Origin of the sequence: Streptomyces flavalbus (genome assembly GCF_042674625.1) — a bacterium.
GTDB classification, from domain to species: Bacteria; Actinomycetota; Actinomycetes; order Streptomycetales; family Streptomycetaceae; genus Streptomyces; species Streptomyces flavalbus.
The window spans coordinates 4,129,939-4,154,400 of the sequence record NZ_JBHTEB010000001.1; the positions used below are offsets into that span (position 1 = coordinate 4,129,939).

Genomic DNA, 24,462 nt, shown 5'->3' on the forward strand with positions numbered 1-24,462 from the left:
CGGACGGCCCGTGCGACGACTGAGGACAGCGCGCACTCAGGTGCGCTACTTGCGGTTGTAGAGCCGCATCGTGACCGGGCCGAAGACCAGCACGAACAGGGCCGACCAGCCCAGCGACCAGGCGACCTCGTCGGCGGGCCAGTCGCCCGCCATCAGGCCGCGGACCGCGCTGGCCAGATGGGTGACGGGGCTGTTGTTGACGAACGCCTGGAGCCAGCCGGGCATGGTGCGCGGGTCGACGAAGACGTTGGACAGGAAGGTGAGCGGGAAGATCACCATCATGCTGACGCCCATCACCGACTTCTCGGTGCGCAGCAGCAGCCCGAACATCGTCCAGATCCAGGAGAACGCGAAGGAGAAGACGACCAGCAGGGCTATCCCGGTGACCACGCCGCCGACCCCGCCGTCCGGGCGGTAGCCGAGGATCATGCCGACCGTCAGCATCACCACGGAGGCGATGGAGTAGCGCAGGGCGTCACCGAGCAGATAGCCGACCATCACCGAGGGCCGCCAGATCGGCAGGGTGCGGAACCGGTCGAAGACGCCCTTCTCGATGTCCGTGTTGACCGAGACGCCGGTGTACATCGTGATCATCACCACCGACATCACGAGGATGCCCGGCAGCAGGAACTGGATGTACTCCTTCGGCGAACCGGCCAGCGCCCCGCCGAACAGGTACGTGTACATCAGCACCATCATGATCGGGAAGGCGGTGACGTCGAAGAGCTGCTCGGGCACGTGCTTGATCTTCAGGATGGCCCGCCAGCCGAAGGTCAGCGACGCCGACCAGGCGCTGGGCCGCGACGGCCGCTCCCGGCCGACGAGCAGCTCCGCGAGCGACTCGGCGCTGACCGGCGCGAGGTCCTTGGTCTCGGTGGTGGTCGCGGTGCTCATGCCGCCGCCTCCCCTTCCGTGCCGCCGGTGGCGTCGGCGTTGGTGTCATGACCGGTGAGGGCGAGGAAGACCTCGTCCAGGCTGGGCTGTCCCAGCGAGAAGTTGTCGACGGTGATGCCGCCGCGGGCCAGCTCGGCCAGCGCCCGTGCCGCCTGCTCGGCCGCGCCCCGGCCGTCCGCCGCCCCGGCGCCCACCCGGGCGGTCAGCGCCACCGGATCGGGCTCCAGCTGCACGTCGGCGTCCAGCGTCAGCCGCAGCACCTGCTCGGCCTGCGGGCGCTGGGCCGCGTCCCGCAGCCGCAGATGGACGGAACCGGCGCCCACGGACGCCTTCAGCTCGCCCTTCGTGCCCTCGGCGATCACCTTGCCGCGGTCGATGACCGCGATCCGCGAGGCGAGCTGGTCCGCCTCGTCCAGGTACTGCGTGGTCAGCAGCACGGTGGTGCCCTGGGCGACGACCGCGCGCACGATGTCCCACACCTGGTTGCGGCTGCGCGGGTCGAGGCCGGTGGTCGGCTCGTCCAGGAACAGCAGGTCGGGCGTGTTCAGGATGGACGCGGCGATGTCGATGCGGCGCCGCATACCGCCCGAGTAGTGCTTGACCTGCTTCCCGGCCGCCGCGGTCAGCCCGAACGCCGCCAGCAGTTGCGCGCTCCGCTCCCGCGCGGCCTTCTTGCCGTGCCCGAGGAGACGGCCCAGCAGGACGAGGTTCTCGGTGCCGGTCAGGTCCTCGTCGACGGACGCGTACTGACCGGTGAGACTGACCCGGCCGCGGACCTCGTCGGCGTCGCGCACGACGTCGCGGCCGAAGACGCGGGCCTCGCCGCCGTCGGGCCGCAGCAGGGTGGCGAGCATCTTGACGGTGGTGGTCTTCCCGGCGCCGTTGGGGCCGAGGACGCCGTAGACCGTGCCGGTCGGCACGGCCAGGTCGACGCCGTCCACGGCCCGGGTCTCACCGAAGGTCTTGACCAGGCCGGCGGTCTCGATGGCCAGGCCAGGGCTTGGCTCGCTCATGGTGGGGTGTCCTTCCGCGTACTCGGGCTACGCATGGGGAGACCTCCACGGTCCCGCGAACTCATCGGTGCCGCACCCGGTTTTCCACCGGCCCGCCCGCCGCCGCCCCGGACCGCCCGCCGCCGCCCCGGCCCGCCGCCGCCCCGGCCCGCCCGCCGCCGACCGGGCGGCTCCCCCCGGCGGCCGACGACCACCCGAGCTGGAAGCGGACCGGTCGCGGGGGCGCGGGGTAGCGTCCCTTCCATGTATGCGATCACGATTCCCGAACCTGGTGGGCCCGAGGCGCTGGTGTGGGACGAGGTCCCCGACCCGGTGCCCGGCGAGGGCGAGGTCCTGGTCGAGGTGGCGGCGAGCGCCGTCAACCGCGCCGACCTCCTGCAGCGGCAGGGCTTCTACGATCCCCCGCCGGGCGCCTCCCGCTACCCCGGCCTGGAGTGCTCCGGGCGGATCGCCGCGGTCGGGCCGGGCGTCGGCGGCTGGTCGGTCGGCGACGAGGTGTGCGCGCTGCTGTCCGGCGGCGGCTACGCCGAGAAGGTCGCCGTACCGGCGGGCCAGTTGCTGCCGCTGCCCGAGGGCGTCGGCCTCACCGAGGCGGCGGCGCTGCCCGAGGTGACCTGCACGGTCTGGTCGAACGTCTTCATGGTCGCCCACCTGCGTCCCGGCGAGACCCTGCTGGTGCACGGCGGCTCCAGCGGCATCGGCACCATGGCGATCCAGCTCGCCAAGGCCGTCGGCGCGAAGGTCGCCGTCACCGCGGGCAGCAAGGAGAAGCTGGAGCGCTGCGCCGAGCTGGGCGCCGACATCCTGGTCAACTACCGGGAGCAGGACTTCGTCGCGGAGGTCAGGGAGGCCACCGGTGGCGCGGGCGCGGACGTGATCCTCGACAACATGGGCGCCAAGTACCTCGACCGCAACATCAAGGCGCTCGCCGTGAACGGGCGGCTGGCGATCATCGGGATGCAGGGCGGCGTCAAGGGCGAGCTGAACATCGGCGCGCTGCTGGCCAAGCGGGCCGCGATCAGCGCGACCTCGCTGCGGGCCCGCCCGCTCAGCGAGAAGGCGGCGATCGTCGCGGCCGTGCGCGAGCACGTGTGGCCGCTGCTGTCGGGCGGCCACGTGCGCCCGGTCGTCGACCGGGAGCTGCCGATGCGGGAGGCGGCCGAGGCCCACCGCCTGCTGGAGGAGAGCGGCCACGTGGGCAAGATCCTGCTGGTCACGTCCACCACGCCCTGACCGACGCCCCGCCCGACACGCCGCACCCGTAGCACCACGGGTCATCCCGCGCCGCGCCGCACCCGCACCCGCACCACGGGTCATCCGGCGCCGCGCCGCACCCGCACCACCACTCATCCCGCGCCGCGCCGCACCCGCAGCCCCACGAAGGCGAGCGCGAGGCCGAGCCCGATGAGGACCAGCCCGCTGCCCAGCGGCAGGATGCGCAGCACGGGCTCGGCGGCCCCGCCCGCCTGCCGTACGGGCTCCCCGGCCGGTACGGAGGGCGCGGACCCGGCCGTCTCCACGGGCGAGGTGGCCGGGGCTGGCGCGGGGGCCGTGGACGGCACCTCCGCCCCCGGCTCCACCGGCCGCCCCGGCCGCGCCCGCCCCTCCCCGGCCGGACTCCCGGCCCGCCGACGCTCCCCGCCGGACACGGACGGCGAGGGGTCGGCGGAGGGGACAACACCGGGGACGGCGCTGGAGACCGGGGCGGGGACGGCGTACGACGACCCGGCGCCGTACCGCACCACAGCCCCGCACCCCACCACCGTCACAGCGGCCAGCACCCACCCCCACCGCAGCAGACGCAGCCATGGAGTCACACCCGTGACCCCCTCCCGGAACCGTATTTCTTCAGTAGTCGGACCCCACAACCTTCACATCCGCCAGCAACCACGGCATTCCGGACTCCGCCGATGGGCCGACCCCGCTGCACAATCCGCTTATGTCGATACGACACGGCCTGCTGGCCCTCCTGGAGCCCGGCCCGCGCTACGGCTCCCAACTACGCACGGAGTTCGAGGCGCGTACGGCGGAGAGCTGGCCGCTGAACATCGGCCAGGTCTACACGACCCTCGGCCGCCTGGAACGGGACGGCATGGTCGTCCAGGAGGGCGTGGACGAGGCCCGGCGGGTGCGGTACGCGCTGACCGACGCGGGCCGCGCGGAACTGCGGGCCTGGTACACGCGCCCCGTGGAGCGGGCCAGCCCGCCGCGCGACGAGCTGGCGATCAAGCTGGTGATGGCGGTCGGCACGGCCGACGTCGACGTACGCCAGATCCTGCGGACGCAGCGGCGGCACGTGGCCGAGGCGCTCCAGGCGTACGTACGGGAGCGGGCGCGGGCGCTCGCGGCGGCGGCGCCCGGGAACCCGGAGGCGGTGGCCCGGCTGCTGGTGCTGGAGCAGCGCGTCTGCCACGCCGAGGCGGAACTGCGCTGGCTGGACCACTGCGAGACGCGGCTGCCGCGGCTGACGTGAGCCGCGGTGTGACGCGAAGTGGTCGCTGACCATGACGCAAAGTCCCCCTACGTAAACGGTGGATCAGCCGTCACGGGGGGCACCCCGGTGATGAGGTGGGGGTGTGCGAGAGAATGGCGGCATGGAGATGCCGAGGAACGAGAGGTCGCCGGAGAACGCCCAGCGGATCCTGGTCGTGGGCCAGGACGGCATGGCACTCGGCGGCGGCGGGGACGACGATTCCCACGAGACCCCGGTGACGGACCAGGTGGAGCAGCCCGCGAAGGTCATGCGGATCGGCAGCATGATCAAGCAGCTCCTTGAGGAGGTGCGCGCGGCTCCCCTCGACGAGGCCAGCCGGGTCCGGCTCAAGGAGATCCACGCCAGCTCGGTGAAGGAGCTGGAGGACGGCTTGGCGCCGGAGCTGGTGGAGGAGCTGGAGCGGCTCTCCCTGCCGTTCACCGACGAGGCGACCCCGAGCGACGCGGAACTGCGGATCGCCCAGGCCCAGTTGGTCGGCTGGCTGGAGGGCCTGTTCCACGGCATCCAGACCACGCTGTTCGCCCAGCAGATGGCGGCCAGGGCCCAGTTGGAGCAGATGCGCAGGGCCCTGCCGCCGGGCGCCGCCCCGGAGATGGAGGACCACCAGGGTCCGGGCGGCCGTACGGGCGGCCCGTACCTGTAACCCGTACCGCTCGCGGACGGAAACCAGGCCCGGCATCACCGATGCCGGGCCCTTCTTCGTGCTCAGCCCCCGGTCAGGAGGCCGGGTTGCCCGTGGAGACGCGCAGCTCGATCTCGGGCATGTCCTCGGGGTCGACGTCCGTACCGGCGGACGGGAACTGGTTCATGACCGTCCCTTCCCCGTAGGTGTTCTCGTCGACGTCCTTGAGGTCGAGCTGCCAGCCCGCCGCCTGCGCGCACTCCTTGACCGACCCGATGTACTTGTACCGGAAGTCCGGGAGCTGGATCTGGTCCGGGTCGTTGTACGACTCCTGCGGTTCCGTGCACTCCGTCTTGTCGATCTTCTTGGAGGTGTCCGGGCCGCGGTACCCCGCCGCCTGTGTCTCCGAGGCCGACGCCGAGGCGCTGGGGTCGGAGCCCTGGGCGGTGCCGCCCTCGTCGTCGCCCCCGCCGTTCATCAGCAGCGCGGCGATCAGAGCGCCGACCGCCAGCAGGGACACCACGATGGAGCCGACGATCACCGGCTTGTTCCGGCCGCCGCGGCCCGCCGGGGCCGACGACTGCTGCGGGGTGAGGTTGTACGGCGGCGGCGTCGCCGGGCCCTGCGGGGTGTACGCCGAGGGCGCCGGGGTCTGGTAGCCGCCCTGCTGCGGATAGCCGTACGCCGGGGAGGGCGCCGACGGGTGCGGGGTGTTGTACGGATTCGGCGGCGGCGTCGGCTGGTACGGCGTCTGGACGCCGCTCTGCGGCGCCGGGGTGGACTGGTCGACCGGCGGGAACACCGCGGAGCCGACGCCCGAGCCGCTGGACGTCGGGGCGCCGGGGACGATGTTCGGCGCGGCGGCGTGGAAGGACGACGCCACGCGCAGGCACTCCTCGCGCATCGCGTCGGCGGTCGGAAACCGTTCGTTCGGGTTCTTCTTCAGCGCGCGGGCGACCAGCGCGTCCACCGCCGGGGGCAGCGAGCGGTTCACGGAGGACGGCGCGACCGGCTCCTCCTGCACGTGCGCGTACGCGATCGCCAGCGGCGAGTCCGCGTCGAAGGGGAGCCGCCCGGTGACGAGCTGGAACAGCATGATGCCGACCGAGTACAGGTCGGAGCGGGCGTCCACGCCCCGGCCGAGCGCCTGCTCGGGGGAGAGGTACTGCGGGGTGCCGACGACCATGCCGGTCTGCGTCATCGACGTCACCCCGGACTGCATCGCGCGGGCGATGCCGAAGTCCATGACCTTGACCACACCGCGCTTGGTCATCATCACGTTGCCCGGCTTGATGTCGCGGTGGACCAGGCCCGCCTCGTGGCTGATCTCCAGCGCGGCGAGCACGTCCGCGGTGATCTTCAGCGCCTTGTCGGCGGGCATCGCGCCGTACTGCTGGACGTCCTGGTCGAGGACGGAGCCGAGGGGGCGGCCCTCGACGTACTCCATGACGATGTACGGCGTCATGACCCCGTCGACGTCGTCCTCGCCGGTGTCGAAGACCGAGACGATGTTGGTGTGGGTGAGCTTGGCCACGGCCTGGGCCTCGCGGCGGAACCGCTCGCGGAACGCCTGCTCGCGGCCCAGCTCGGTGTGGAGCGTCTTGATCGCGACCTGGCGGTCGAGGACGGAGTCGTAGGCGAGGTGCACGGAGGCCATGCCGCCCTGGCCGAGCAGGTCGCGTAGCTGATAGCGGCCACCCGCGATCGCCCGCCCCGCGTACTGGTTGTGCGCGCCGTCCTGGCTCATCTCTCCGTGTCCCCCATACAGCCCGTGGCGCCGCCGACTGTCCTACAGGCCACCGCCTGGCCACCGTCTCGATCTGCCTGGACCTGTCTTGATCCAAAGTGCCTATTCCCGGCCAAGTCTGCCCCAGGCCACTGACACGTCAAGCTCGGTGCCCGTTCCGTGACCGTACGCGAAAGAAGCGTCGCGGAAGCGTTACAGCGGGCGTACGCCCGGTACACAGGATTTGCACGGCGCCGCGCCAGCGCGCTTTGATGGCCGGTCCGTCTGGTGCCGGTCCCGGCGCCCAACGCGGACCGGCGGCTGGCGCGGAGGCTGTAGCGTGGCCGACGGAGACCGTAACAACACCGCGCGCACCGCGGGCAGAAACGACGGCGAGGACTGATGGCACAGCAGCAGCGCGCTCAGGGCCCGTCCGACCCCGAGGCGACTGGCGGCGGCATCTCGGACGCGCCGGAGACCTGGGGCAACGGAGGGCTTGTCGGGGACGGCCGGTACCGGTTGACCCGCAGGCTCGGCCGGGGCGGCATGGCCGAGGTGTTCGCGGCCGAGGACGTACGCCTCGGCCGCACCGTGGCGGTGAAGCTGCTGCGCGCCGACCTCGCCGAGGACCCGGTCTCCAAGGCCCGCTTCACGCGCGAGGCGCAGTCGGTCGCCGGGCTGAACCACCACTCCATCGTCGCCGTGTACGACTCCGGCGAGGACACCGTCGGCGGCCAGTCGGTGCCGTACATCGTCATGGAGATCGTCGAGGGCCGCACCATCCGCGACCTGCTGCTCAACGCGGAGGCGCCCGGCCCGGAGCAGGCCCTGATCATCGCCTCTGGCGTGCTTGAGGCGCTCGCTTACTCGCACCAGCACGGCATCGTGCACCGCGACATCAAGCCCGCCAACGTGATCATCACGCACAACGGCGCCGTGAAGGTGATGGACTTCGGCATCGCGCGTGCCCTGCACGGCGCGTCCACGACGATGACGCAGACCGGCATGGTCATGGGCACCCCGCAGTACCTCTCCCCGGAGCAGGCGCTCGGCAAGGCCGTCGACCACCGCTCCGACCTGTACGCGACGGGCTGCCTGCTCTACGAACTGCTCGCGCTGCGCCCGCCGTTCGTCGGGGAGACCCCGCTGTCGGTGGTCTACCAGCACGTCCAGGACATCCCCACGCCGCCGTCCGAGGTCTCCGACGCCGTGCCGCCGGAGCTGGACGGCCTGGTGATGCGCTCGCTCGCCAAGGACCCCGACGACCGCTTCCAGACCGCCGAGGAGATGCGCGGCCTGGTCCAGTACGCCCTCCAGATGCTGTACGACCAGGGCGGCCACACCGGCACCTGGAACACCGGCCCGGTCACCGGCCACGAGGGCCGCGGCACGCCCGCGCTGGGCGTGGCGGGCACCTCCGTCATGCCGCATCCCGACGCCTCCGGCACCACCCAGATCCCGCAGCCGATCCTGCCCGCCGGGTACGGCGGCGGTGACGACGGCGGCTTCGAGGGCCACGGCAACCGGGGCAGCGGGCGCGGCAAGCTGTGGATCCTCGCCGTCCTCGCGGTGATCGCCATCGCCGCCGGGGTGGCGCTGGCGCTGAACAACGGCAACGACGAGAAGGGCGGCCCCGGCACCACCCAGTCGCCGACCACCTCGAAGTCCGCGACCAAGGACGAGGCCAGCCCGACGCCGACCGAGGACGCCACCGAGGAGGAGACGGAGACCGGCACGGAGGAGGGCACCGGAACCGGCGGCGACTGGGACTACACGCCGACGCCGACGCCGTCGTGGACGCCGTCGTGGACGCCCACCAACGACCCGACGGACACCGAGCCGACGAACACCGCGCCGACCGACACGGAGCCCACGGAGACCGAGCCGACGGACACCGAGCCGACGGAGGGCGAGCCGACCGGTGAGGAGACGGGCGGCACGGAGGGTGGCACGGGGAGCCTGGAAGGCGCGCTGGGGGGCTGACCGCGAGGGCTGACCGGCGAGCTGATCCCCGGGGAGCGGCCCTCACTCGCCCCTCAGTCCCCCTCAGTCCCCCTCACTCCACGAACGCGTCGCACACCGCGTCGTACTCGCGCGTCCACCACACCGCCAGCGCGGACGTCGCCGGGAACTGGGGGTCCGCGCGGGTGTCGCCGCGCTCGTAGTGCCAGCGCAGCATCCAGAAGTCGTTCAGCCGCTCCCACCACACCCGGTGCACGGCCGCCGCGAGCTGCGAGGGCGTGGCCTGGGCGGCGCGCCGGTACGCGCGCGCGTAGGCCCTCGCCTTGGGCAGGTCGAGCCTGCCGTCGGGCCGTACGAAGAAGATCGCGGCGGCGCGTACGGCCTCCTCCGCGCGGGGCTGTACCCCGAGCCGGTCCCAGTCGACGATCGCGGCCGGGGCGTCCCCCCGGTACAGCAGGTTGAACGGGTGGAAGTCGCCGTGCACCCAGCCCACCGAGCCCCCGCGCGGGGGACGCCGGTCCGCGTGCCGCTCCAGCAGGGCGCGGCGTTCCAGGAGGCGGTGGCGGGCGAGTTCGTCGAAGGAGTCGGCGGGGCGGTGGCGGCGCACCCGCGCGAGCAGGTCGTCGATCAGGGCGAAGGTGTCGGCCGGGTCGGCGCTGCGCACGGGGTGCGGGCTGGTGGCGGGCCGGGTGCGCCCCTTCGGCGGCATCACCTGCTCCAGACCCGCGTGGACGGCGCCCAGGAGCGCCCCCAGCCGGGTGCACTGCCCGGTGGTGAGCTGGCCGCCGTGCCGGTGGCGGCCGTCGATCCACGGATGCAGGGCGTAGGTGTGGCCGCCGACGACGGCGACGGTACGGCCGTCCCGCGCGGCCAGCGGCGGGGCCACCGGGACGCCCAGGGCGGCCAGGCGGGCGGTGGCGCGGTGGCGGCGTTCCAGGGCGGCGGGGTCGGCGGTCTCGGGGTCGAAGTGGTGCTTGAGGAAGTAGCGACCGCGGGTGGTGCGGAGCCGGTAGCCGCGGTTCAGCAGCCCTTGGTCGACGGGTTCGCAGGCGAGCGCCGAACCGGCGGCGTAGTGGCGGAGCAGGGCGCCCAGCGGGGGCGCGTGGGGCATGAGGGGTGGTACACACGGGCGCGACACGCGGCAGATGCTAGGGCACGAAAAACGGCCGCTGAGCTGGTCCTAATCACAGAACGTCGCACTCAGTCACTTTCGGTCACGACCGGTGCCGCTCCATTCAGTACGGCCGATCGGCTTGATTTTTCGTCGAGGGCTAACTCTTCACGAGACCTCGGTCACCGGGTTAACGTGCCGTTGTTCCGGCCCTCTGCAAGGCTGTGACCAGCGGCTGTACCCCGTCCCCCGCATTTACTTGGAAATCCAAGCAAAAACGCAGGTCAGATGGGGTTTCACAGAAATGTGCGGCACTGGGTAACGTGCCTTTTGCAGGGCGCTCGCCGGGGCACCTGTCACACCTGTTCCCGACCGAGCCGCACCCACCCCGTGCGTCCGCAGGGCTTCAGGTGAGCCGCTCCCCCACAGCTCCTAAAGGGAGCGGGGGGAACCCCAGGCACCCGGCGAACCCGGGGGCCGGACCGACGGAGGAGCACACGTGACCGTGGAGAGCACTGCAGCGCGCAAGCCGCGAAGCAGCGCCGGTGGCAAGAGCACGGCCGGTAAGCGCACGACAACGAGGAAGACGCCCGGCGGCGAGCCCCAACTGGTGCAGCTACTGACGCCCGAGGGCAAGCGCGTCAAGAACGCCGAGTACGACAAGTACGTCACCGGCATCACCCCCGAGGAGCTGCGCGGCCTGTACCGCGACATGGTCCTCACCCGCCGTTTCGACGCCGAGGCGACCGCGCTCCAGCGCCAGGGCGAGCTGGGCCTGTGGGCCTCGCTGCTCGGCCAGGAGGCCGCCCAGATCGGCTCGGGCCGGGCCCTGCGCGGCGACGACTACGTCTTCCCGACCTACCGCGAGCACGGCGTCGCCTGGTGCCGCGGGGTCGACCCGACGAACCTGCTCGGCATGTTCCGCGGCGTGAACCACGGCGGCTGGGACCCGAACAGCAACAACTTCCACCTGTACACGATCGTCATCGGCTCCCAGACGCTGCACGCCACCGGCTACGCCATGGGCATCGCCAAGGACGGCGCGGACAGCGCGGTGATCGCCTACTTCGGCGACGGCGCCTCCAGCCAGGGCGACGTGGCGGAGTCCTTCACCTTCTCCGCGGTCTACAACGCCCCCGTGGTGTTCTTCTGCCAGAACAACCAGTGGGCGATCTCCGAGCCCACCGAGAAGCAGACCCGCGTCCCGCTCTACCAGCGCGCGCAGGGCTACGGCTTCCCCGGCGTCCGCGTCGACGGCAACGACGTGCTGGCCTGCCTCGCCGTGACGAAGTGGGCGCTGGAGCGCGCCCGCGGCGGTGAGGGCCCGACGCTGGTCGAGGCGTTCACGTACCGCATGGGCGCCCACACCACCTCCGACGACCCCACCCGCTACCGCGGGGACGAGGAGCGGCTCGCCTGGGAGGCGAAGGACCCTATCCTGCGCCTGCGCCGCTATCTGGAGGCCGCAAACCACGCGGACGAGGGATTCTTCGCGGAACTGGAGGCCGAGAGCGAGGCGTTGGGCAGACGAGTGCGCGAAGCGGTCCGCGCCATGCCCGACCCGGACCACTTCGCCATCTTCGAGAACGTCTACGCGGACGGGCACGCGCTCGTCGACGAGGAGCGCGCCCAGTTCGCCGCCTACCAGGCGTCGTTCGCGGACGCAGAGGGGCAGGGGGTCTGACATGGCGGCAGAGAAGATGGCCATGGCCAAGGCGATCAACGAGTCGCTGCGCCGTGCCCTGGACTCCGATCCCAAGGTCCTCGTCATGGGCGAGGACGTCGGCAAGCTCGGCGGCGTCTTCCGCGTCACCGACGGCCTCCAGAAGGACTTCGGCGAGAGCCGCGTCATCGACACCCCGCTCGCCGAGTCCGGCATCGTCGGCACGGCCATCGGCCTCGCCCTGCGCGGCTACCGGCCCGTCGTCGAGATCCAGTTCGACGGCTTCGTCTTCCCGGCGTACGACCAGATCGTCACCCAGCTCGCGAAGATGCACGCCCGCTCGCTGGGCAAGGTCAAGCTGCCCGTCGTCGTGCGCATCCCCTACGGCGGCGGCATCGGCGCGGTCGAGCACCACTCCGAGTCCCCGGAGTCGCTGTTCGCGCACGTCGCGGGCCTGAAGATCGTCAGCCCGTCCAACGCGTCCGACGCGTACTGGATGATGCAGCAGGCCATCCAGAGCGACGACCCGGTGATCTTCTTCGAGCCCAAGCGGCGGTACTGGGACAAGGCCGAGGTCAACACCGAGGCGATCCCCGGCCCGCTGCACAAGGCGCGCGTGGTCCGCGAGGGCACCGACCTCACCCTGGCCGCCTACGGCCCGATGGTGAAGACGTGCCTGGAGGCCGCCGACGCGGCGGCCGAGGAGGGCAGGTCCCTGGAGGTCCTCGACCTGCGGTCGGTCTCCCCGCTCGACTTCGACTCCCTCCAGGCGTCCGTGGAGAGGACGCGCCGCCTGGTCGTGGTCCACGAGGCCCCGGTGTTCTTCGGTTCCGGCGCGGAGATCGCCGCCCGGATCACCGAGCGCTGCTTCTACCACCTGGAGGCCCCGGTGCTCCGGGTCGGCGGCTACCACGCGCCGTACCCGCCCGCGCGCCTGGAGGAGGAGTACCTGCCGGGCCTGGACCGGGTACTCGACGCCGTCGACCGTGCCCTGGCGTACTGAGGAGAGGGGCATGACGACGATGACCGAAGCGTCCGTGCGCGAGTTCAAGATGCCCGACGTGGGCGAGGGGCTCACCGAGGCCGAGATCCTCAAGTGGTACGTCCAGCCCGGTGACAAGGTCACCGACGGACAGGTGGTCTGCGAGGTCGAGACGGCGAAGGCGGCGGTGGAGCTGCCCATCCCGTACGACGGCGTGGTCCGCGCCCTGCACTTCCCCGAGGGCACCACGGTCGACGTGGGCACGTCCATCATCGCGGTGGACGTCAGCGGCGGCGCGGCCCCGGCGCCCCAGGCCGCGCCCGCCCAGCCGGAGCCGCAGCCAGCGGCCGAGGAGCCCAGGCCGGAGGGCCGCCAGCCGGTCCTCGTGGGCTACGGAGTGGCGACGACGTCCACCAAGCGCCGTCCCCGCAAGGGCCCCGAGGTCCAGGTGGAGCAGGCGTCGACGGCGATCCAGTCCGAGCTGAACGGCCACGGCACCGCGCCCGCGGCGCCCGCCGCCCCCACGGGGGAGCGCCCGCTGGCGAAGCCGCCGGTGCGCAAGCTGGCCAAGGACCTGGGCGTCGACCTGACGACGGTCACCCCGACCGGCCCCGACGGCATCATCACCCGCGAGGACGTGCACGCGGCGGCGGCCCCGCGGCAGGCGCCCGAGCCGGTGGCGACCCCGGCGGCGGAACCGGCGGCGGCACCCGCGGCCGTTCCGGCGTACGACACGGCGCGGGAGACCCGCATCCCCGTCAAGGGCGTCCGCAAGGCGACCGCGGCGGCGATGGTCGGCTCCGCGTTCACCGCGCCGCACGTCACCGAGTTCGTGACGGTCGACGTCACGCGCACGATGAAGCTGGTCGAGGAGCTGAAGCAGGACAAGGAGTTCACCGGCCTGCGGGTGAACCCCCTGCTGCTGATCGCCAAGGCCCTGCTGGTCGCCATCAGACGCAACCCCGACATCAACGCCGCCTGGGACGAGGCCAACCAGGAGATCGTGGTCAAGCACTACGTCAACCTGGGCATCGCCGCGGCCACCCCGCGCGGGCTGCTCGTCCCCAACATCAAGGACGCGCACGCCAAGACGCTGCCGCAGCTGGCGGAGTCCCTGGGCGAGCTGGTGTCGACCGCCCGCGAGGGCAGGACGTCCCCGGCGGCGATGCAGGGCGGCACGGTGACGATCACCAACGTCGGCGTCTTCGGCGTCGACACCGGCACGCCGATCCTCAACCCCGGCGAGTCGGCGATCCTCGCGGTCGGCGCGATCAAGCCCCAGCCGTGGGTCCACAAGGGCAAGGTCAAGCCGCGCCAGGTCACCACCCTCGCCCTGAGCTTCGACCACCGCCTGGTCGACGGCGAACTGGGCTCCAAGGTGCTGGCGGACATCGCCGCGATCCTGGAACAGCCGAAGCGGCTGATCACCTGGGCGTGACACCCGTGACGGCCCCTGATCCCGGCGCTCCCGGGGTCAGGGGCCGTTCGGCGTTCACCGCCGCGGCTCGGCCAGCCCCAGCACCCGGTCCTTCAACGCCGGGAACTGCTCCCGGGTGGCCGCGACCTTCCCCACGTCGATCGAGACCGTGAGCGTCTCCTCGCCGGGGCCGGCCTCCGCGAGGACGTCTCCCCACGGATCTACCACGATCGAGTGACCCGCCTGCGGAACCCCGGCGTGGGTGCCAGCCGTTCCACAAGCGAGTACGAACGACTGGTTCTCCACCGCCCGCGCCCGAGCCAGGAGTGTCCAGTGCTCACGTCGGCGCTCCGGCCACCCGGCCGGGATGACGAGGACGTCCGCGCCCGCGTCGACGAGTCCGCGGAAGAGTTCCGGGAAACGGAGGTCGTAGCAGGTGGCCAGACCCACCGTCGCGTTCGGCAGACGCGCCGTCACCAGGTCCCGCCCTGCCCCCATCAGCACGGCCTCGCCCTTGTCGAAGCCGAAGCGGTGGATCTTGCGGTAGGTGGCGGTCAGTTCACCGGCGGGGGAGAAGAGGAGGGAGGTGTTGTAGAGCGGTCCGTCAGGGTCCCGTTCCGGGATGGAGCCCGCGTGCAGCCAGACGCCCGCGTCGCTCGCCGCCTTGGCCATCGCCTCGTAGGTGGGGCCCTCCAGCGGCTCCGCCTCGGTCGCGAAGTCGGGGTAGGCGAAGGCGCCGGTGGTCCACAGTTCCGGCAGCACGACCAGGTCGGCCCCGGCCTGCTCCCGTACCAGGGAGGCGACGCGTTGCCGACGTGAATCGACCGATTCAGTGTCGTCTACGGCGATTTGGAGAAGGGAGGCGCGCACACTACCACCGTCCTGGCATTCGAGCCGTTCATACGGGCCTACGATCGTCACACGAAAGCACTGCCGGGGTGCCGCTCAGCAGCGTAACTTAGCGTTCCACGACACCCGCTGACAGCCGCCGACAGCCGCCACCTCCCGCTGGCAACGCCGCCACCAACCGCCCGTGTACCGACCGCCGAGGGGTCCCGTTCCCGTGAGTCTGCATCCCACTCTCCAGCCCTACGCCGACGCCTGGACCCACTCCATCGAAGCGATATCCGAGCTGGTGACTCCCCTCGTGGAGGCCGACTGGAACCGGCGTACGCCGTGCCCCGGCTGGTCCGTCCGCGACGTCGTCTCCCATGTCATCGGCCTCGACTGCGAGATGCTCGGCGACCCGCGCCCCATCCACACCCTCCCGCGCGACCTGTTCCATGTGACGAACGATCACCAGCGTTACATGGAGATGCAGGTGGACGTCCGACGCCACCACACGGCCCCCGAGATGACCTCCGAGCTGGAGTACACGGTCATCCGCCGCAACCGCCAGCTTCGCAACGAGTCCCGTGACCCCGGCAGCAAGGTGCGCGGGCCGCTCGGCGCCGAGCTGACCCTGGAAGAGGCCATGCGGGGCCACGCGTTCAACGTGTGGGTGCACGAACAGGACCTGCGCGCCGCCCTCGGCCGCCCCGGCAACCTCGACTCGCCCGGCGCCCACATAGCCCGGGACGTGCTGCTCGACCTGCTCCCCGAGGTCGTCGCCGTCCGCGCGGACGCGCCCCGCAGCTCGGCGATCGTCTTCGACGTGCACGGGCCGGTGGAGTTCCTGCGGACGGTGCGGGTGGACATCCAGGGGCGGGGCACGGTGGAGGCCACCCCGGCGCTCGGTCCGGCCGCCACCCTCACCCTCGACTGGGAGACGTACGTGCGGCTGGCCTGCGGGCGGGTCACCCCGGAGGCCGTGAAGGACCGGGTCAAGACGGACGGCGATCCGGAGCTGACGACGGCCATCCTGCGGAACTTCACGGTCACGCCGTAGCCGGACGCGGGGCAGGCCCGGGGCCGCCCGGGCCCTGGACCCCGGGTCTCACGCGGGCACGTGCACCGTCTCCACCCGGCTCGCCACCAGCCGTTCCCGCTCGCGGCGGGCGGCGCGGCGGCGCAGCCGGAGGATCTGGCTGACGCCGAGGGCCTGGAGGACGAAGACGGAGGACAAGGCGACGGTGTAGTCGTCACCGGTCGCGTCCAGCAGCACGCCCACCGCGAACAGGGTCGTCATCGACGCCACGAAACCGCCCATGTTGGTGATGCCGGACGCCGTGCCCTGACGCTCCGGCGGGTTCGCGGGGCGCGCGAAGTCGAAGCCCAGCATGGAGGCGGGCCCGCACGCCCCGAGCACCGCGCACAGCACGATCAGCAGCCACATCGGCGCCCGGTCCGCCCCGGTGAGCGCCGGGTAGAAGACGGTCGACGCCCACACCACCGCCGTGACGCCCACCGTGCCCAGCGCGAGCGGCAGCCGGGCGCCGTGGTGCCGGGCGACGAGCTGGCCGTAGACCAGGCCGACGACCATGTTCGACAGCACGACGAGGGTGAGCAGTTCACCGGCGGTGGCGCGGGACAGGCCCTGTGCCTCGACCAGGAACGGCAGCCCCCACAGCAGCAGGAACACCATCGCCGGGAACTGGGTGGTGAAGTGCACCCACAGGCCGAGCCGGGTGCCCGGTTCCCGCCAGGAGGCGGCGATCTGGCGCCGTACGTAGGCCGCGCCGTGGTGCGGGAACGGCTCCGGTTCGTGGCCCTCGGGGTGGTCGCGCAGGAAGAGCAGCAACAGCACCAGGACCACGACCCCGGCGAGCGCGCTGCCGCCGAACGCCGCCGTCCAGCCGACGCCGTGCAGCAGCCGGGCCAGGAGCAGCGTGGAGACCAGGTTGCCCGCCATCCCGGCGAGCCCCGCGAGCTGTGCGATCTGCGGCCCGCGCCGGGCCGGGAACCAGCGGGTGCCAAGACGCAGCACGCTGATGAACGTCATCGCGTCCCCGCAGCCCAGCAGCGCCCGCGACGCCAGCGCCATGCCGTACGACGGGGAGAGCGCGAAGCCGAGCTGTCCGGCCGTGAACAGCACCACGCCGATGGTCAGCACCCGCTTGGTGCCGAGCCGGTCCACCAGCAGGCCGACGGGTATCTGCATCCCCGCGTAGACCAGCAACTGGAGGATGGAGAAGGTGGACAGCGCCGAGGCGTTGACGCCGAACCGGTCGGCGGCGTCGAGGCCCGCGACGCCGAGGGAGGTGCGGAAGATGACGGCGACGAAGTAGACCGAGACGCCGATGGACCAGACGGCGACGGCGCGTCGGCCGCCGGGAGGGTCACCGGGCAGCGCGGCGGTCCGGCTCATCGGACCTCACCCCGGGCCAGGTGCGAGAACCAGCCGATGTGCCGGTGGACGACCCCGACGGCCCGCTCGGCGTCGCCGGAGCGCAGCGCTTCGAGGATCTCCCCGTGCTCGGCGAGGGTCTTGGCGATCCGGTCGGGGTGCGAGTGCATCACGGCGACGCCCATCCGGAGCTGCCGGTCGCGCAACTGGTCGTAGAGGCGGGAGAGGATCTCGTTGCCGCCGCTGCGGACGATCTCGGCGTGGAAGCAGCGGTCGGTGACGGCGGCCCCGGCGAGATCACCGGCGGCGGCCTGCCGCTGCTGCTTCTCCAGCAGCTCCGCGAGCCGCTCCAGCAGGCCCGGCGGGGCCGGTACGGCCTTGCGCGCGGCGTGCTCCTCGACCAGCAGCCGGGTCTCCACGACGTCCTTGATCTCCTGCGCGGAGACCGGCAGGACCAGGGCGCCCTTCTTCGGGTAGAGCCTGATCAGTCCCTCGACCTCCAGCCGCAGCAGCGCCTCGCGCACCGGGGTCCGGGAGACGCCGACGGCCTCGGCCAGCTCGCCTTCGGTGAGGAGCGTGCCGCCCTCGTAGCGGCGCTCCAGTACCCCTTCTTTGACGTGCGTGTAGACGCGGTCTGCGGCGGGCGGTTGCTTCACGGCGGCCAAGGTCATGCCCACAGGATAGATACATCACGTACGCATGAGGGCGCCGGTCCACTATGCGGACCCCGCGCCCCGGGTGGCGAAGATTCCGACAGCCGCCGCACAACCTTCCCTGGTACTTACGTGTCACATACGTGCGGCCCAACCCTGTCGCCCCAACTCGGCCGCACCGCAGGGGCATTCAAGCAATCGGGGTAATCGACTTGATAACCGGCATTCAGGGCGTCCGTCTTCGCCGAGCCGCCGCGGTCGCCATGACCACCGGCGCCATGCTCGCGGCCGGGGCCGTCACCGCGACGCCCGCCCAGGCGCTCACCAAGCCCACCATCTCGGCCCTCGGCGGCTACGCGATGGACGGCTCCAACGGCACCACGCTCTACACCAAGGCCGCGGACACCAAGCGCGCCACCGGTTCCACCACGAAGATCATGACCGCGAAGGTCGTGCTGACCCAGGCGAACCTGAACCTCGACGCCAAGGTCACCATCAAGAAGGCGTACAGCGACTACATCGTGTCGAAGAACGCCTCCTCCGCCCGGCTGATCGTCGGTGACAAGGTCACCGTCCGCCAGCTCCTGTACGGCCTGATGCTGCCGTCCGGCTGCGACGCGGCGTACGCCCTCGCGGACAAGTTCGGCACGGGTGACACGCGGGCGGCGCGCGTGAAGTCGTTCATCGGCAAGATGAACCGCAAGGCCGCCCAGCTCGGCATGACGAACACGCACTTCGACTCGTTCGACGGCATCAGCAACGGCTCGAACTACTCGACGCCGCGCGACCTGACCAAGCTGGCCCGCAGCGCGATGACGAGCCCGAACTTCCGGACGATCGTCAAGACCAAGTCGACCCAGCAGAAGGTCACCACCGCCAGCGGTGGCTACCGGTACTACAACTGGTCCAACACCAACACGCTGCTCAGCAACTACTCGGGCGCCACCGGCGTGAAGACCGGCTCCGGCAGCCAGGCCAAGTACTGCCTGGTCTTCGCCGCCACCCGCAACGGCAAGACCGTCATCGGCACGGTCCTCACCGCGCCGTCCGCCAGCCAGCGCGAGACGGACGCGAAGAGCATCCTCAACTACGGGTTCGCCCGGCTGGGGTAACCGGCGCGACGAGGCACCTCTCAGGCGTTCTCGTGCTCCTTCTCCGCCAGGTGGATCGCGCAGACCGCCACCGCGATGAGCAGGGCGGGGTCGGCGTCGTCCCGGACGATGTCGACCCCGTAGGTGTCGCGCAGGTGGAACCAGCGGCGGGAGACGACCGCGAGGAGTTCGTCGTCGTACTCGATGGCGAACTCACGGTCCAGGAGCTTGCCGCTGACGTCCAGCTCGGTGCCCTCGGCGAGGGTCACCCGGTAGTGGTTGCGCAGGAGTGAGAGGCGTTTGCGGCGGATGGTGGCCAGCGGCTCGCCGTCGCGTTCGATGAGCATGGTGTCCCGCAGGGACAGCAGTTTCTGCCGGATGTCGATCAGCACCCGGCCCTCGGGGTCCTTCAGCTCGAAGGTGTCCCGCAGCCGCATCGCCTTGCCGTCCACGAGGAACGCCTTGTTGCCCTGCTGGTCCTCGATCCAGTAGTCGTCGCCGAAGCCGATCAGCCGGTCGCGCACGAGGTATCTCATGGGACCACCGGTTCCCCGGCGGCCGTTCCGAAACGCCGCCGGTAGGCCGACGGGCTGAGTCCGGTCTCGCGGCGCACCAGGGCGCGCAGGTTGGCCGCGGTGCCCAGGCCGCTGCGGGCCGCCACCACGTCGAGGCGCTCCTCGCCGCGTTCGATCAGACGGCAGGCCAGCGCCACCCGCTCGCCGGTCAGCCACGCCAGCGGGGTGGTGCCGAGCTGGGCGCGGAAGCGCCGGTGCAGGGTGGCCGGGGAGAGCGCCGCCCGCTCCGCGAGGTCCGTCACCGTCAGCGGGTCGCCGAGGCGCTCGCGCGCCCACGCCAGCAGCGGCGCCAGCGACGCGTCGGGCACGTCGGGCAGCGGGCGCTCCACGAACTGCCGCTGCCCGCCGTCCCGGTGCGCGGCGAAGACCAGCCGCCGCGAGACGGCGTTGGCGATCTCGGCGCCGTGGTCGCGCCGGATGACGTACAGCCCGAGGTCGAGCGCGGCGGCGCTCCCCGCGGCGGTGAGGACGTCCCCCTCGTCGATGAAGAGCACGTCGGGTTCGAGCCGCACGCGCGGGTGCAGCTCGCGGAAGGAGTCGGCCCACATCCAGTGGGTGGTGGCCCGGCGCCCGTCGAGGAGACCGGCCTCCGCGAGCGCGAAGGTGCCCGTGCAGAAGCTCAGGACGCGTGCCCCGCGCGCGTGGGTGCGCCGGACGGCGTCCAGGACGTCCGCCCCGCGCGGGACGACGTTGTCGGGGCGGCCCGGCACCACCAGGGTGTCGGCGTCGTCGACCGCGTCCAGGCCGGGCACCCCCGCCATCGAGAAGAAGCCGTGGTTCATCCGCACCTCCCGCGTGGGCGTGCACAGCGTCACCTCGTACAGCGGGCCCGGCAGCCCCAGTTCGGGCCGGGGCAGCCCGAACAGCTCCGTGGCGACCCCGACCTCGAACGGGTTGGTGCCCTCGTCCACGATCACGGCGACCCGGTGCGGCGCCCGCGCGGAGGGCTGAGAGGAATCTTGCGGCATATGCGATTTCTAGCACTCGTACGGCGCTCCGGCCCACCCCAGGATGGACGCATGGCACAGGAACCCATCCACCTCCCCTCCGCGCTCGCGTCCTTCTCCGAGCAGTGGAGCCCCCGCATCGTCACCACCGTCAACGACTACGACGTGCGCGTCACCCACGTCGAGGGCGAGCACGTCTGGCACGTGCACGACCACACCGACGAGTTCTTCCTCGTCCTTGAGGGGGAGCTGCACATCGCCCTGCGCGAGGCGGACGGGGAGCGCACCGTCGTCCTGGGGAAGGACGCCGTGTTCACCGTCCCGCGCGGGACCGAGCACAAGCCGTACGCGCCCGTCCCGACGCAGATCCTGCTCCTGGAGCCGACCGGCACCCTGACCGTGGGCGACCGCCACGACGACGTGCCGGACCACGTGGACGCGACGACCGGGCACCGGCTGGCCTGACCGATCGGCGGCGGGTCAGCGGGCCGATCGGCGGCCGGTCAGCGGGCCGATCGGCGGGCCGATCAGCGGGCCGGTGCCGTTGTCAGTGGCGGGTGGCACGCTTGATCCATGACCGCTTCCACCCCGGCACCGGCCCCCCGCCGCGTCCGCGTCCGCGCCCCCGAGCTGACCGGCAGCGGCGGCTGGCTGAACACCGGCGGCAGCCAGTACCGCCTCGCCGACCTGCGCGGACGCATCGTCGTGCTGGACTTCTGGACGTTCTGCTGCGTCAACTGCCTGCACGTCCTGGACGAACTGCGCGAGCTGGAGGAGCGGCACCGGGACACGGTGGTCGTGATCGGGGTGCACTCACCCAAGTTCGCCCACGAGGCCGACCACCGGGCGGTCGTCGACGCGGTCGAGCGGTACGAGGTGCGGCACCCCGTGCTCGACGACCCCGAGCTGGCCACCTGGAAGCAGTACGCGGTGCGCGCCTGGCCGACGCTCGTCGTGATCGACCCGGAGGGGTACGTCGTCGCGCAGCACGCCGGTGAGGGCCATGTGCACGCCATCGACCGGCTGGTGACGGAGCTGGTGGCCGAGCACGCCGCGAAGGGCACCCTGCGGCGCGGCGACGGACCGTACGTGCCGCCGGAGCCGGAGCCGACGGAACTGCGCTTCCCCGGCAAGGCGGTCGCGCTGCCCTCGGGGCACCTCCTGGTCAGCGACACCACCCGGCACCAGCTCGTGGAGCTGGCGGCGGACGGCGAGACCGTCGTACGGCGGATCGGCCAGGGCACCCGTGGCCTGACCGACGGCCCCGCGGGCCGCGCCCGCTTCCAGGAGCCGCAGGGGCTCGCCGCGCTGCCCGACGGCTCGGTGGTGGTCGCCGACACCGTCAACCACGCCCTGCGCCGCTACGACCCGGCCACGGGCCGTACGACGACGCTCGCCGGAACGGGGCGGCAGTGGTGGCCCGGGGACGCCACGTCGGGACCGGCCCGCGAGGTCAGCCTGTCCTCGCCGTGGGACGTGGCCTGGTGGCGGGGCCGGGTGTGGATCGCCATGGCCGGTGTCCACCAGCTATGGACCTACGACCCGGAGGACGGCACCGTCGCCGTCGCCGCGGGCACCAGGGACGAGGGCCTGCTCGACGGGCCGGGCGCCGAGGCGTTGTTCGCCCAGCCGTCCGGCCTCGCGGCCACGCCGGACCGGCTCTGGCTGGCCGACTCCGAGACCAGCGCCCTGCGCTGGGTGGACCCGGAGGGCGCCGTGCACACCGCCGTGGGCAGCGGCCTGTTCGACTTCGGGCACCGCGACAGCGCCGCCGAACAGGCGCTGTTCCAGCACCCGTTGGGCGTCACCGCGCTGCCGGACGGCTCGGTCGCCGTCAGCGACACCTACAACCACGCCCTGCGCCGCTACGACCCGGCGACCGGCGAGGTCACCACCCTCGCCACCGACCTGCGCGAGCCCAGTGCCGCCGTGGTGGTCGGCGCGGACATCGTGGTCGTGGAGTCCGCGCGGCACCGGCTGACCCGGCTGCGGCTGCCGGAGGAGGCGGTCCGCGAGGCGGCCGTCGCCCACCCCACGCGGCGCGCGGTCACCGAGGTCGCCGGGAAGCTCCGCCTTGAGGTGGTCTTCCAACCGCCGCCCGGCCAGCGGCTCGACACCAGAGAGGGCCCCTCGACGCGGCTGCTGGTCTCCGCGACCCCGCCGGAGCTGCTGTGGCACGGCGAGGGCGCGGGAGACGGTCTCTCCCGCGCCCTGGAACTCGACCCGGCCGTCGCGGAGGGGGTGCTGCACGTGTCCGCGACGGCCGCGTCCTGTGACGCCGACCCGGCCAACCCATACCCCGCCTGCCACGTCCATCAGCGGGACTGGGGCGTCCCCGTCCGGCTGACGGACTCCGGCACGGATCGGCTGGCGCTGGTCCTGGCCGCTCTGGACGCCTGACGGCGCCTCACATCAACTGCCACTTACACCCCGTACCCGTCGCTGTAGCCGTCCCGCCGTGAGTGGTGCGGTTCCTCGTCGATGACCGGCGTCGAGGGGGGTACCACCACGCGCCTGCGCCTGGCGATGCTGCTGAAGGTCGTGACGCCGATCAGCCCGACGATCATGAGGATGATCCCGACGAGGTCGAGATTGACTCCCTCCATGTCCCAGTCGGTCGCGAACGTGAGGATGGCTCCCGCGGCGATGAGGATGATGCACCCGCCGAGGCCCATGGTTGTCGCCTCCCTGCCCGGTCCGGTACTTCCGTGCTTCCGGTCGGGACCGGGTACCCGGAGCCCCGGCGGCCAGTCCTCACCCCTTCGGGTCAGCCCTGGAGGAACGCCACCAGCGCGTTCGCCAGCAGGTGCGGGTCGTCCACGCCACACAACTCCCGCGCGCTGTGCATGGACAGGATCGCCACACCGATGTCGACGGTCTTGATGCCGTGCCGGGCGGCGGTGATCGGGCCGATCGTGGTGCCGCAGGGCATGGAGTTGTTGGAGACGAACGACTGGAACGGCACGCCCGCCTTCTCGCAGGCCGCCACCCACACCGCGCGCCCCGAACCGTCGGTGGCGTAGCGGTTGTTGACGTTGACCTTCAGGATCGGGCCGCCGTTGACGCGCGGGTGGTGCGTCGGGTCGTGCCGCTCGGCGTAGTTGGGGTGCACGGCGTGCCCGGTGTCGGAGGACAGGCAGACGGTCCCGGCGAAGGCGCGCGCCCGGTCCTCGTACGTACCGCCCCGCGCGAACACCGAGCGCTCCAGCACCCCGCCGAGCAGCGGCCCGTCGGCGCCGGTGTCGGACTGGGAGCCGTTCTCCTCGTGGTCGAAGGCGGCGAGGACGGGGATGTAGGGCAGGTCCGCGTCGGCTGTCGCGACCGCCGCCAGGGCGGCCGTACCGGCGTGCACGGAGAGCAGGTTGTCCATCCGGGGGCCCGCCACCAGCTCCCTGTCGCGGCCCAGGTGGGCGGGCGGCTCCACGGAGTGCACCATGAGGTCCCAGCCCGAGACCTCGCCCGCCGCGAGCCCCGACTCCGCCTCCAGGAAGGCGATCAGGTCGCCGTCGCGGACGGTGTCGCCGAGCCCCCAGACCGGCTGGAGGTGGCGCTGCTTGTCGAGCTTGAGGCCCTCGGAGGAGACCGCGCGGTCCAGGTGGATGGCGAGCTGCGGCACCCGCAGCAGCGGCCGGTCCACGTTGACCAGCCGGGTGGAGCCGTCGCGCAGGCTGAGCCGTCCGGCGAGGCCGAGGTCGCGGTCGAGCCAGGAGTTCAGCAGCGGGCCGCCGTAGATCTCCACGGCGATCTGCCGCCAGCCGTGCGCCCCGGCGTCCGGCAGCGGCTTGACCCGCAGGTTGGGGGAGTCGGTGTGCGCGCCGACGATCCGGAACGGGGTGTGCGGCGCGGCTCCCTCGGGGACGTACCAGGCCACGATCGCGCCCCCGCGCAGCACGTACCTGCCGCCGCTCGCCCCGTCCCAGGCGTCCGTCTCGGCGACCTGCCGGAAGCCCGCCTTCTCCAGCCGTTCGGCGGTGTTCGCCACGGCGTGGTACGGCGACGGACTGGCCGCCAGGAAGGACATGAGGTCGTCGGTGTGGCCGCGGTCGAAGCGGGAGGGTTCGCTCATGGAGTTCACCTTAACGACGT

General features: G+C 72.2%; 23 protein-coding genes. 11 read left to right on the top strand and 12 right to left on the bottom strand.

Going from position 1 to position 24,462, the window contains the following annotated elements:
• Nucleotides 1-45: 45 nt before the first annotated feature.
• Both ACFQZ6_RS18595 and ACFQZ6_RS18600 read right to left on the bottom strand, forming a co-directional pair.
• Nucleotides 46-894 carry an ABC transporter permease gene (locus ACFQZ6_RS18595; RefSeq protein ID WP_381610510.1) on the bottom strand — a complete coding sequence of 283 codons (849 nt, stop codon included), beginning with the start codon at nt 892-894 and terminating at the stop codon, nt 46-48.
• Nucleotides 891-1,907 carry an ATP-binding cassette domain-containing protein gene (locus ACFQZ6_RS18600; protein ID WP_381610513.1) on the bottom strand — a complete coding sequence of 339 codons (1,017 nt, stop codon included), beginning with the start codon at nt 1,905-1,907 and terminating at the stop codon, nt 891-893. The genes ACFQZ6_RS18595 and ACFQZ6_RS18600 overlap by 4 nt, the downstream gene beginning before the upstream one ends.
• A gap of 243 nt (nt 1,908-2,150) precedes the next feature.
• Here ACFQZ6_RS18600 and ACFQZ6_RS18605 point away from each other — a divergent pair, with 243 nt between their 5' ends.
• The gene (locus ACFQZ6_RS18605) at nt 2,151-3,140 is read left to right on the top strand and encodes an NAD(P)H-quinone oxidoreductase (protein ID WP_381610516.1); all 990 of its coding nucleotides are present in this window, start codon (nt 2,151-2,153) and stop codon (nt 3,138-3,140) included.
• 113 nt (nt 3,141-3,253) lie between these two features.
• On the opposite strand, the gene ACFQZ6_RS18610 is transcribed toward ACFQZ6_RS18605, so the two are convergent.
• Complete coding sequence (locus tag ACFQZ6_RS18610; protein ID WP_381610519.1) at nt 3,254-3,724, bottom strand: hypothetical protein; 471 nt, start codon at nt 3,722-3,724, stop codon at nt 3,254-3,256.
• Between the two features lie 122 nt (nt 3,725-3,846).
• On the opposite strand from ACFQZ6_RS18610, the gene ACFQZ6_RS18615 reads away from it, so the two are divergent.
• Nucleotides 3,847-4,380 (top strand): PadR family transcriptional regulator, encoded by a 534-nt coding sequence (locus ACFQZ6_RS18615; RefSeq protein ID WP_381610522.1) that lies wholly within the window; start codon nt 3,847-3,849, stop codon nt 4,378-4,380.
• A 121-nt stretch (nt 4,381-4,501) separates the two neighbouring features.
• Nucleotides 4,502-5,044, top strand: coding sequence for a bacterial proteasome activator family protein (locus ACFQZ6_RS18620; protein ID WP_381610525.1), 543 nt, complete (start codon nt 4,502-4,504; stop codon nt 5,042-5,044).
• A gap of 73 nt (nt 5,045-5,117) precedes the next feature.
• On the opposite strand, the gene ACFQZ6_RS18625 is transcribed toward ACFQZ6_RS18620, so the two are convergent.
• Nucleotides 5,118-6,770 carry a protein kinase domain-containing protein gene (locus ACFQZ6_RS18625; RefSeq protein ID WP_381610528.1) on the bottom strand — a complete coding sequence of 551 codons (1,653 nt, stop codon included), beginning with the start codon at nt 6,768-6,770 and terminating at the stop codon, nt 5,118-5,120.
• 381 nt (nt 6,771-7,151) lie between these two features.
• Here ACFQZ6_RS18625 and ACFQZ6_RS18630 point away from each other — a divergent pair, with 381 nt between their 5' ends.
• Nucleotides 7,152-8,732 carry a protein kinase domain-containing protein gene (locus tag ACFQZ6_RS18630; RefSeq protein ID WP_381610530.1) on the top strand — a complete coding sequence of 527 codons (1,581 nt, stop codon included), beginning with the start codon at nt 7,152-7,154 and terminating at the stop codon, nt 8,730-8,732.
• Nucleotides 8,733-8,805: 73 nt separating this feature from the next.
• Here ACFQZ6_RS18630 and ACFQZ6_RS18635 read toward each other — a convergent pair whose 3' ends face one another.
• Nucleotides 8,806-9,822 carry a phosphotransferase gene (locus tag ACFQZ6_RS18635; RefSeq protein WP_381610532.1) on the bottom strand — a complete coding sequence of 339 codons (1,017 nt, stop codon included), beginning with the start codon at nt 9,820-9,822 and terminating at the stop codon, nt 8,806-8,808.
• 499 nt (nt 9,823-10,321) lie between these two features.
• On the opposite strand from ACFQZ6_RS18635, the gene pdhA reads away from it, so the two are divergent.
• Genes pdhA through ACFQZ6_RS18650 form a run of 3 tightly spaced genes read left to right on the top strand, consistent with a single transcriptional unit; the run spans nt 10,322 to nt 13,905 of the window.
• The gene (gene pdhA / locus ACFQZ6_RS18640) at nt 10,322-11,506 is read left to right on the top strand and encodes a pyruvate dehydrogenase (acetyl-transferring) E1 component subunit alpha (RefSeq protein WP_381610535.1); all 1,185 of its coding nucleotides are present in this window, start codon (nt 10,322-10,324) and stop codon (nt 11,504-11,506) included.
• Between the two features lies 1 nt (nt 11,507).
• Nucleotides 11,508-12,488 carry an alpha-ketoacid dehydrogenase subunit beta gene (locus ACFQZ6_RS18645; RefSeq protein WP_381610537.1) on the top strand — a complete coding sequence of 327 codons (981 nt, stop codon included), beginning with the start codon at nt 11,508-11,510 and terminating at the stop codon, nt 12,486-12,488.
• A 10-nt stretch (nt 12,489-12,498) separates the two neighbouring features.
• A complete protein-coding gene (locus ACFQZ6_RS18650) occupies nt 12,499-13,905 on the top strand; it encodes a dihydrolipoamide acetyltransferase family protein (protein ID WP_381610540.1) in 1,407 nt (468 codons plus the stop codon).
• A 54-nt stretch (nt 13,906-13,959) separates the two neighbouring features.
• Here the strand turns inward: ACFQZ6_RS18650 and ACFQZ6_RS18655 are convergent, their stop codons facing one another.
• On the bottom strand, nt 13,960-14,754 hold the full coding sequence (locus ACFQZ6_RS18655; RefSeq protein WP_381610542.1) for a carbon-nitrogen family hydrolase: 795 nt from the start codon (nt 14,752-14,754) through the stop codon (nt 13,960-13,962).
• 193 nt (nt 14,755-14,947) lie between these two features.
• Here ACFQZ6_RS18655 and ACFQZ6_RS18660 point away from each other — a divergent pair, with 193 nt between their 5' ends.
• On the top strand, nt 14,948-15,772 hold the full coding sequence (locus ACFQZ6_RS18660; protein WP_381610545.1) for a maleylpyruvate isomerase family mycothiol-dependent enzyme: 825 nt from the start codon (nt 14,948-14,950) through the stop codon (nt 15,770-15,772).
• 48 nt (nt 15,773-15,820) lie between these two features.
• Here ACFQZ6_RS18660 and ACFQZ6_RS18665 read toward each other — a convergent pair whose 3' ends face one another.
• Both ACFQZ6_RS18665 and ACFQZ6_RS18670 read right to left on the bottom strand, forming a co-directional pair.
• Complete coding sequence (locus ACFQZ6_RS18665) at nt 15,821-17,131, bottom strand: MFS transporter (protein ID WP_381610548.1); 1,311 nt, start codon at nt 17,129-17,131, stop codon at nt 15,821-15,823.
• Nucleotides 17,128-17,781, bottom strand: a complete 654-nt coding sequence (locus ACFQZ6_RS18670; RefSeq protein ID WP_381610552.1) for a GntR family transcriptional regulator — start codon at nt 17,779-17,781, stop codon at nt 17,128-17,130. Before ACFQZ6_RS18670 ends, ACFQZ6_RS18665 begins: the two co-directional genes overlap by 4 nt.
• Nucleotides 17,782-17,975: 194 nt before the next feature.
• On the opposite strand from ACFQZ6_RS18670, the gene ACFQZ6_RS18675 reads away from it, so the two are divergent.
• The gene (locus ACFQZ6_RS18675) at nt 17,976-18,875 is read left to right on the top strand and encodes a D-alanyl-D-alanine carboxypeptidase family protein (protein WP_381610555.1); all 900 of its coding nucleotides are present in this window, start codon (nt 17,976-17,978) and stop codon (nt 18,873-18,875) included.
• A gap of 20 nt (nt 18,876-18,895) precedes the next feature.
• On the opposite strand, the gene ACFQZ6_RS18680 is transcribed toward ACFQZ6_RS18675, so the two are convergent.
• Nucleotides 18,896-19,390: an LURP-one-related/scramblase family protein gene (locus tag ACFQZ6_RS18680; RefSeq protein ID WP_381610558.1), complete on the bottom strand. Its 495-nt coding sequence runs from the start codon at nt 19,388-19,390 to the stop codon at nt 18,896-18,898.
• Entirely contained in the window at nt 19,387-20,397 is a 1,011-nt protein-coding gene (locus ACFQZ6_RS18685) for a GlxA family transcriptional regulator (RefSeq protein ID WP_381610561.1), read from the bottom strand. Before ACFQZ6_RS18685 ends, ACFQZ6_RS18680 begins: the two co-directional genes overlap by 4 nt.
• A 51-nt stretch (nt 20,398-20,448) precedes the next feature.
• Here ACFQZ6_RS18685 and ACFQZ6_RS18690 point away from each other — a divergent pair, with 51 nt between their 5' ends.
• A complete protein-coding gene (locus tag ACFQZ6_RS18690; RefSeq protein WP_381610564.1) occupies nt 20,449-20,841 on the top strand; it encodes a cupin domain-containing protein in 393 nt (130 codons plus the stop codon).
• Nucleotides 20,842-20,949: 108 nt separating this feature from the next.
• On the top strand, nt 20,950-22,776 hold the full coding sequence (locus ACFQZ6_RS18695) for an NHL domain-containing thioredoxin family protein (RefSeq protein ID WP_381610567.1): 1,827 nt from the start codon (nt 20,950-20,952) through the stop codon (nt 22,774-22,776).
• 23 nt (nt 22,777-22,799) lie between these two features.
• On the opposite strand, the gene ACFQZ6_RS18700 is transcribed toward ACFQZ6_RS18695, so the two are convergent.
• Both ACFQZ6_RS18700 and ACFQZ6_RS18705 read right to left on the bottom strand, forming a co-directional pair.
• Nucleotides 22,800-23,051: a DUF6458 family protein gene (locus tag ACFQZ6_RS18700; protein WP_381610570.1), complete on the bottom strand. Its 252-nt coding sequence runs from the start codon at nt 23,049-23,051 to the stop codon at nt 22,800-22,802.
• Between the two features lie 92 nt (nt 23,052-23,143).
• A complete protein-coding gene (locus ACFQZ6_RS18705) occupies nt 23,144-24,442 on the bottom strand; it encodes a M18 family aminopeptidase (protein ID WP_381610572.1) in 1,299 nt (432 codons plus the stop codon).
• Nucleotides 24,443-24,462: the final 20 nt, after the last annotated feature.

Coding starts and splice junctions, on each gene's coding strand:
- ACFQZ6_RS18650 (WP_381610540.1), top strand. CDS start 12,499: ATGACGACGATGACCGAAGCGTCCGTGCGCGAGTTCAAGATGCCCGAC.
- ACFQZ6_RS18600 (WP_381610513.1), bottom strand. CDS start 1,907: ATGAGCGAGCCAAGCCCTGGCCTGGCCATCGAGACCGCCGGCCTGGTC.
- ACFQZ6_RS18630 (WP_381610530.1), top strand. CDS start 7,152: ATGGCACAGCAGCAGCGCGCTCAGGGCCCGTCCGACCCCGAGGCGACT.
- ACFQZ6_RS18615 (WP_381610522.1), top strand. CDS start 3,847: ATGTCGATACGACACGGCCTGCTGGCCCTCCTGGAGCCCGGCCCGCGC.
- ACFQZ6_RS18685 (WP_381610561.1), bottom strand. CDS start 20,397: ATGCCGCAAGATTCCTCTCAGCCCTCCGCGCGGGCGCCGCACCGGGTC.
- ACFQZ6_RS18620 (WP_381610525.1), top strand. CDS start 4,502: ATGGAGATGCCGAGGAACGAGAGGTCGCCGGAGAACGCCCAGCGGATC.
- ACFQZ6_RS18680 (WP_381610558.1), bottom strand. CDS start 19,390: ATGAGATACCTCGTGCGCGACCGGCTGATCGGCTTCGGCGACGACTAC.
- ACFQZ6_RS18635 (WP_381610532.1), bottom strand. CDS start 9,822: ATGCCCCACGCGCCCCCGCTGGGCGCCCTGCTCCGCCACTACGCCGCC.
- ACFQZ6_RS18665 (WP_381610548.1), bottom strand. CDS start 17,131: ATGAGCCGGACCGCCGCGCTGCCCGGTGACCCTCCCGGCGGCCGACGC.
- ACFQZ6_RS18690 (WP_381610564.1), top strand. CDS start 20,449: ATGGCACAGGAACCCATCCACCTCCCCTCCGCGCTCGCGTCCTTCTCC.
- ACFQZ6_RS18645 (WP_381610537.1), top strand. CDS start 11,508: ATGGCGGCAGAGAAGATGGCCATGGCCAAGGCGATCAACGAGTCGCTG.
- ACFQZ6_RS18595 (WP_381610510.1), bottom strand. CDS start 894: ATGAGCACCGCGACCACCACCGAGACCAAGGACCTCGCGCCGGTCAGC.
- ACFQZ6_RS18700 (WP_381610570.1), bottom strand. CDS start 23,051: ATGGGCCTCGGCGGGTGCATCATCCTCATCGCCGCGGGAGCCATCCTC.
- ACFQZ6_RS18625 (WP_381610528.1), bottom strand. CDS start 6,770: ATGAGCCAGGACGGCGCGCACAACCAGTACGCGGGGCGGGCGATCGCG.
- ACFQZ6_RS18695 (WP_381610567.1), top strand. CDS start 20,950: ATGACCGCTTCCACCCCGGCACCGGCCCCCCGCCGCGTCCGCGTCCGC.
- ACFQZ6_RS18605 (WP_381610516.1), top strand. CDS start 2,151: ATGTATGCGATCACGATTCCCGAACCTGGTGGGCCCGAGGCGCTGGTG.
- ACFQZ6_RS18705 (WP_381610572.1), bottom strand. CDS start 24,442: ATGAGCGAACCCTCCCGCTTCGACCGCGGCCACACCGACGACCTCATG.
- ACFQZ6_RS18670 (WP_381610552.1), bottom strand. CDS start 17,781: ATGACCTTGGCCGCCGTGAAGCAACCGCCCGCCGCAGACCGCGTCTAC.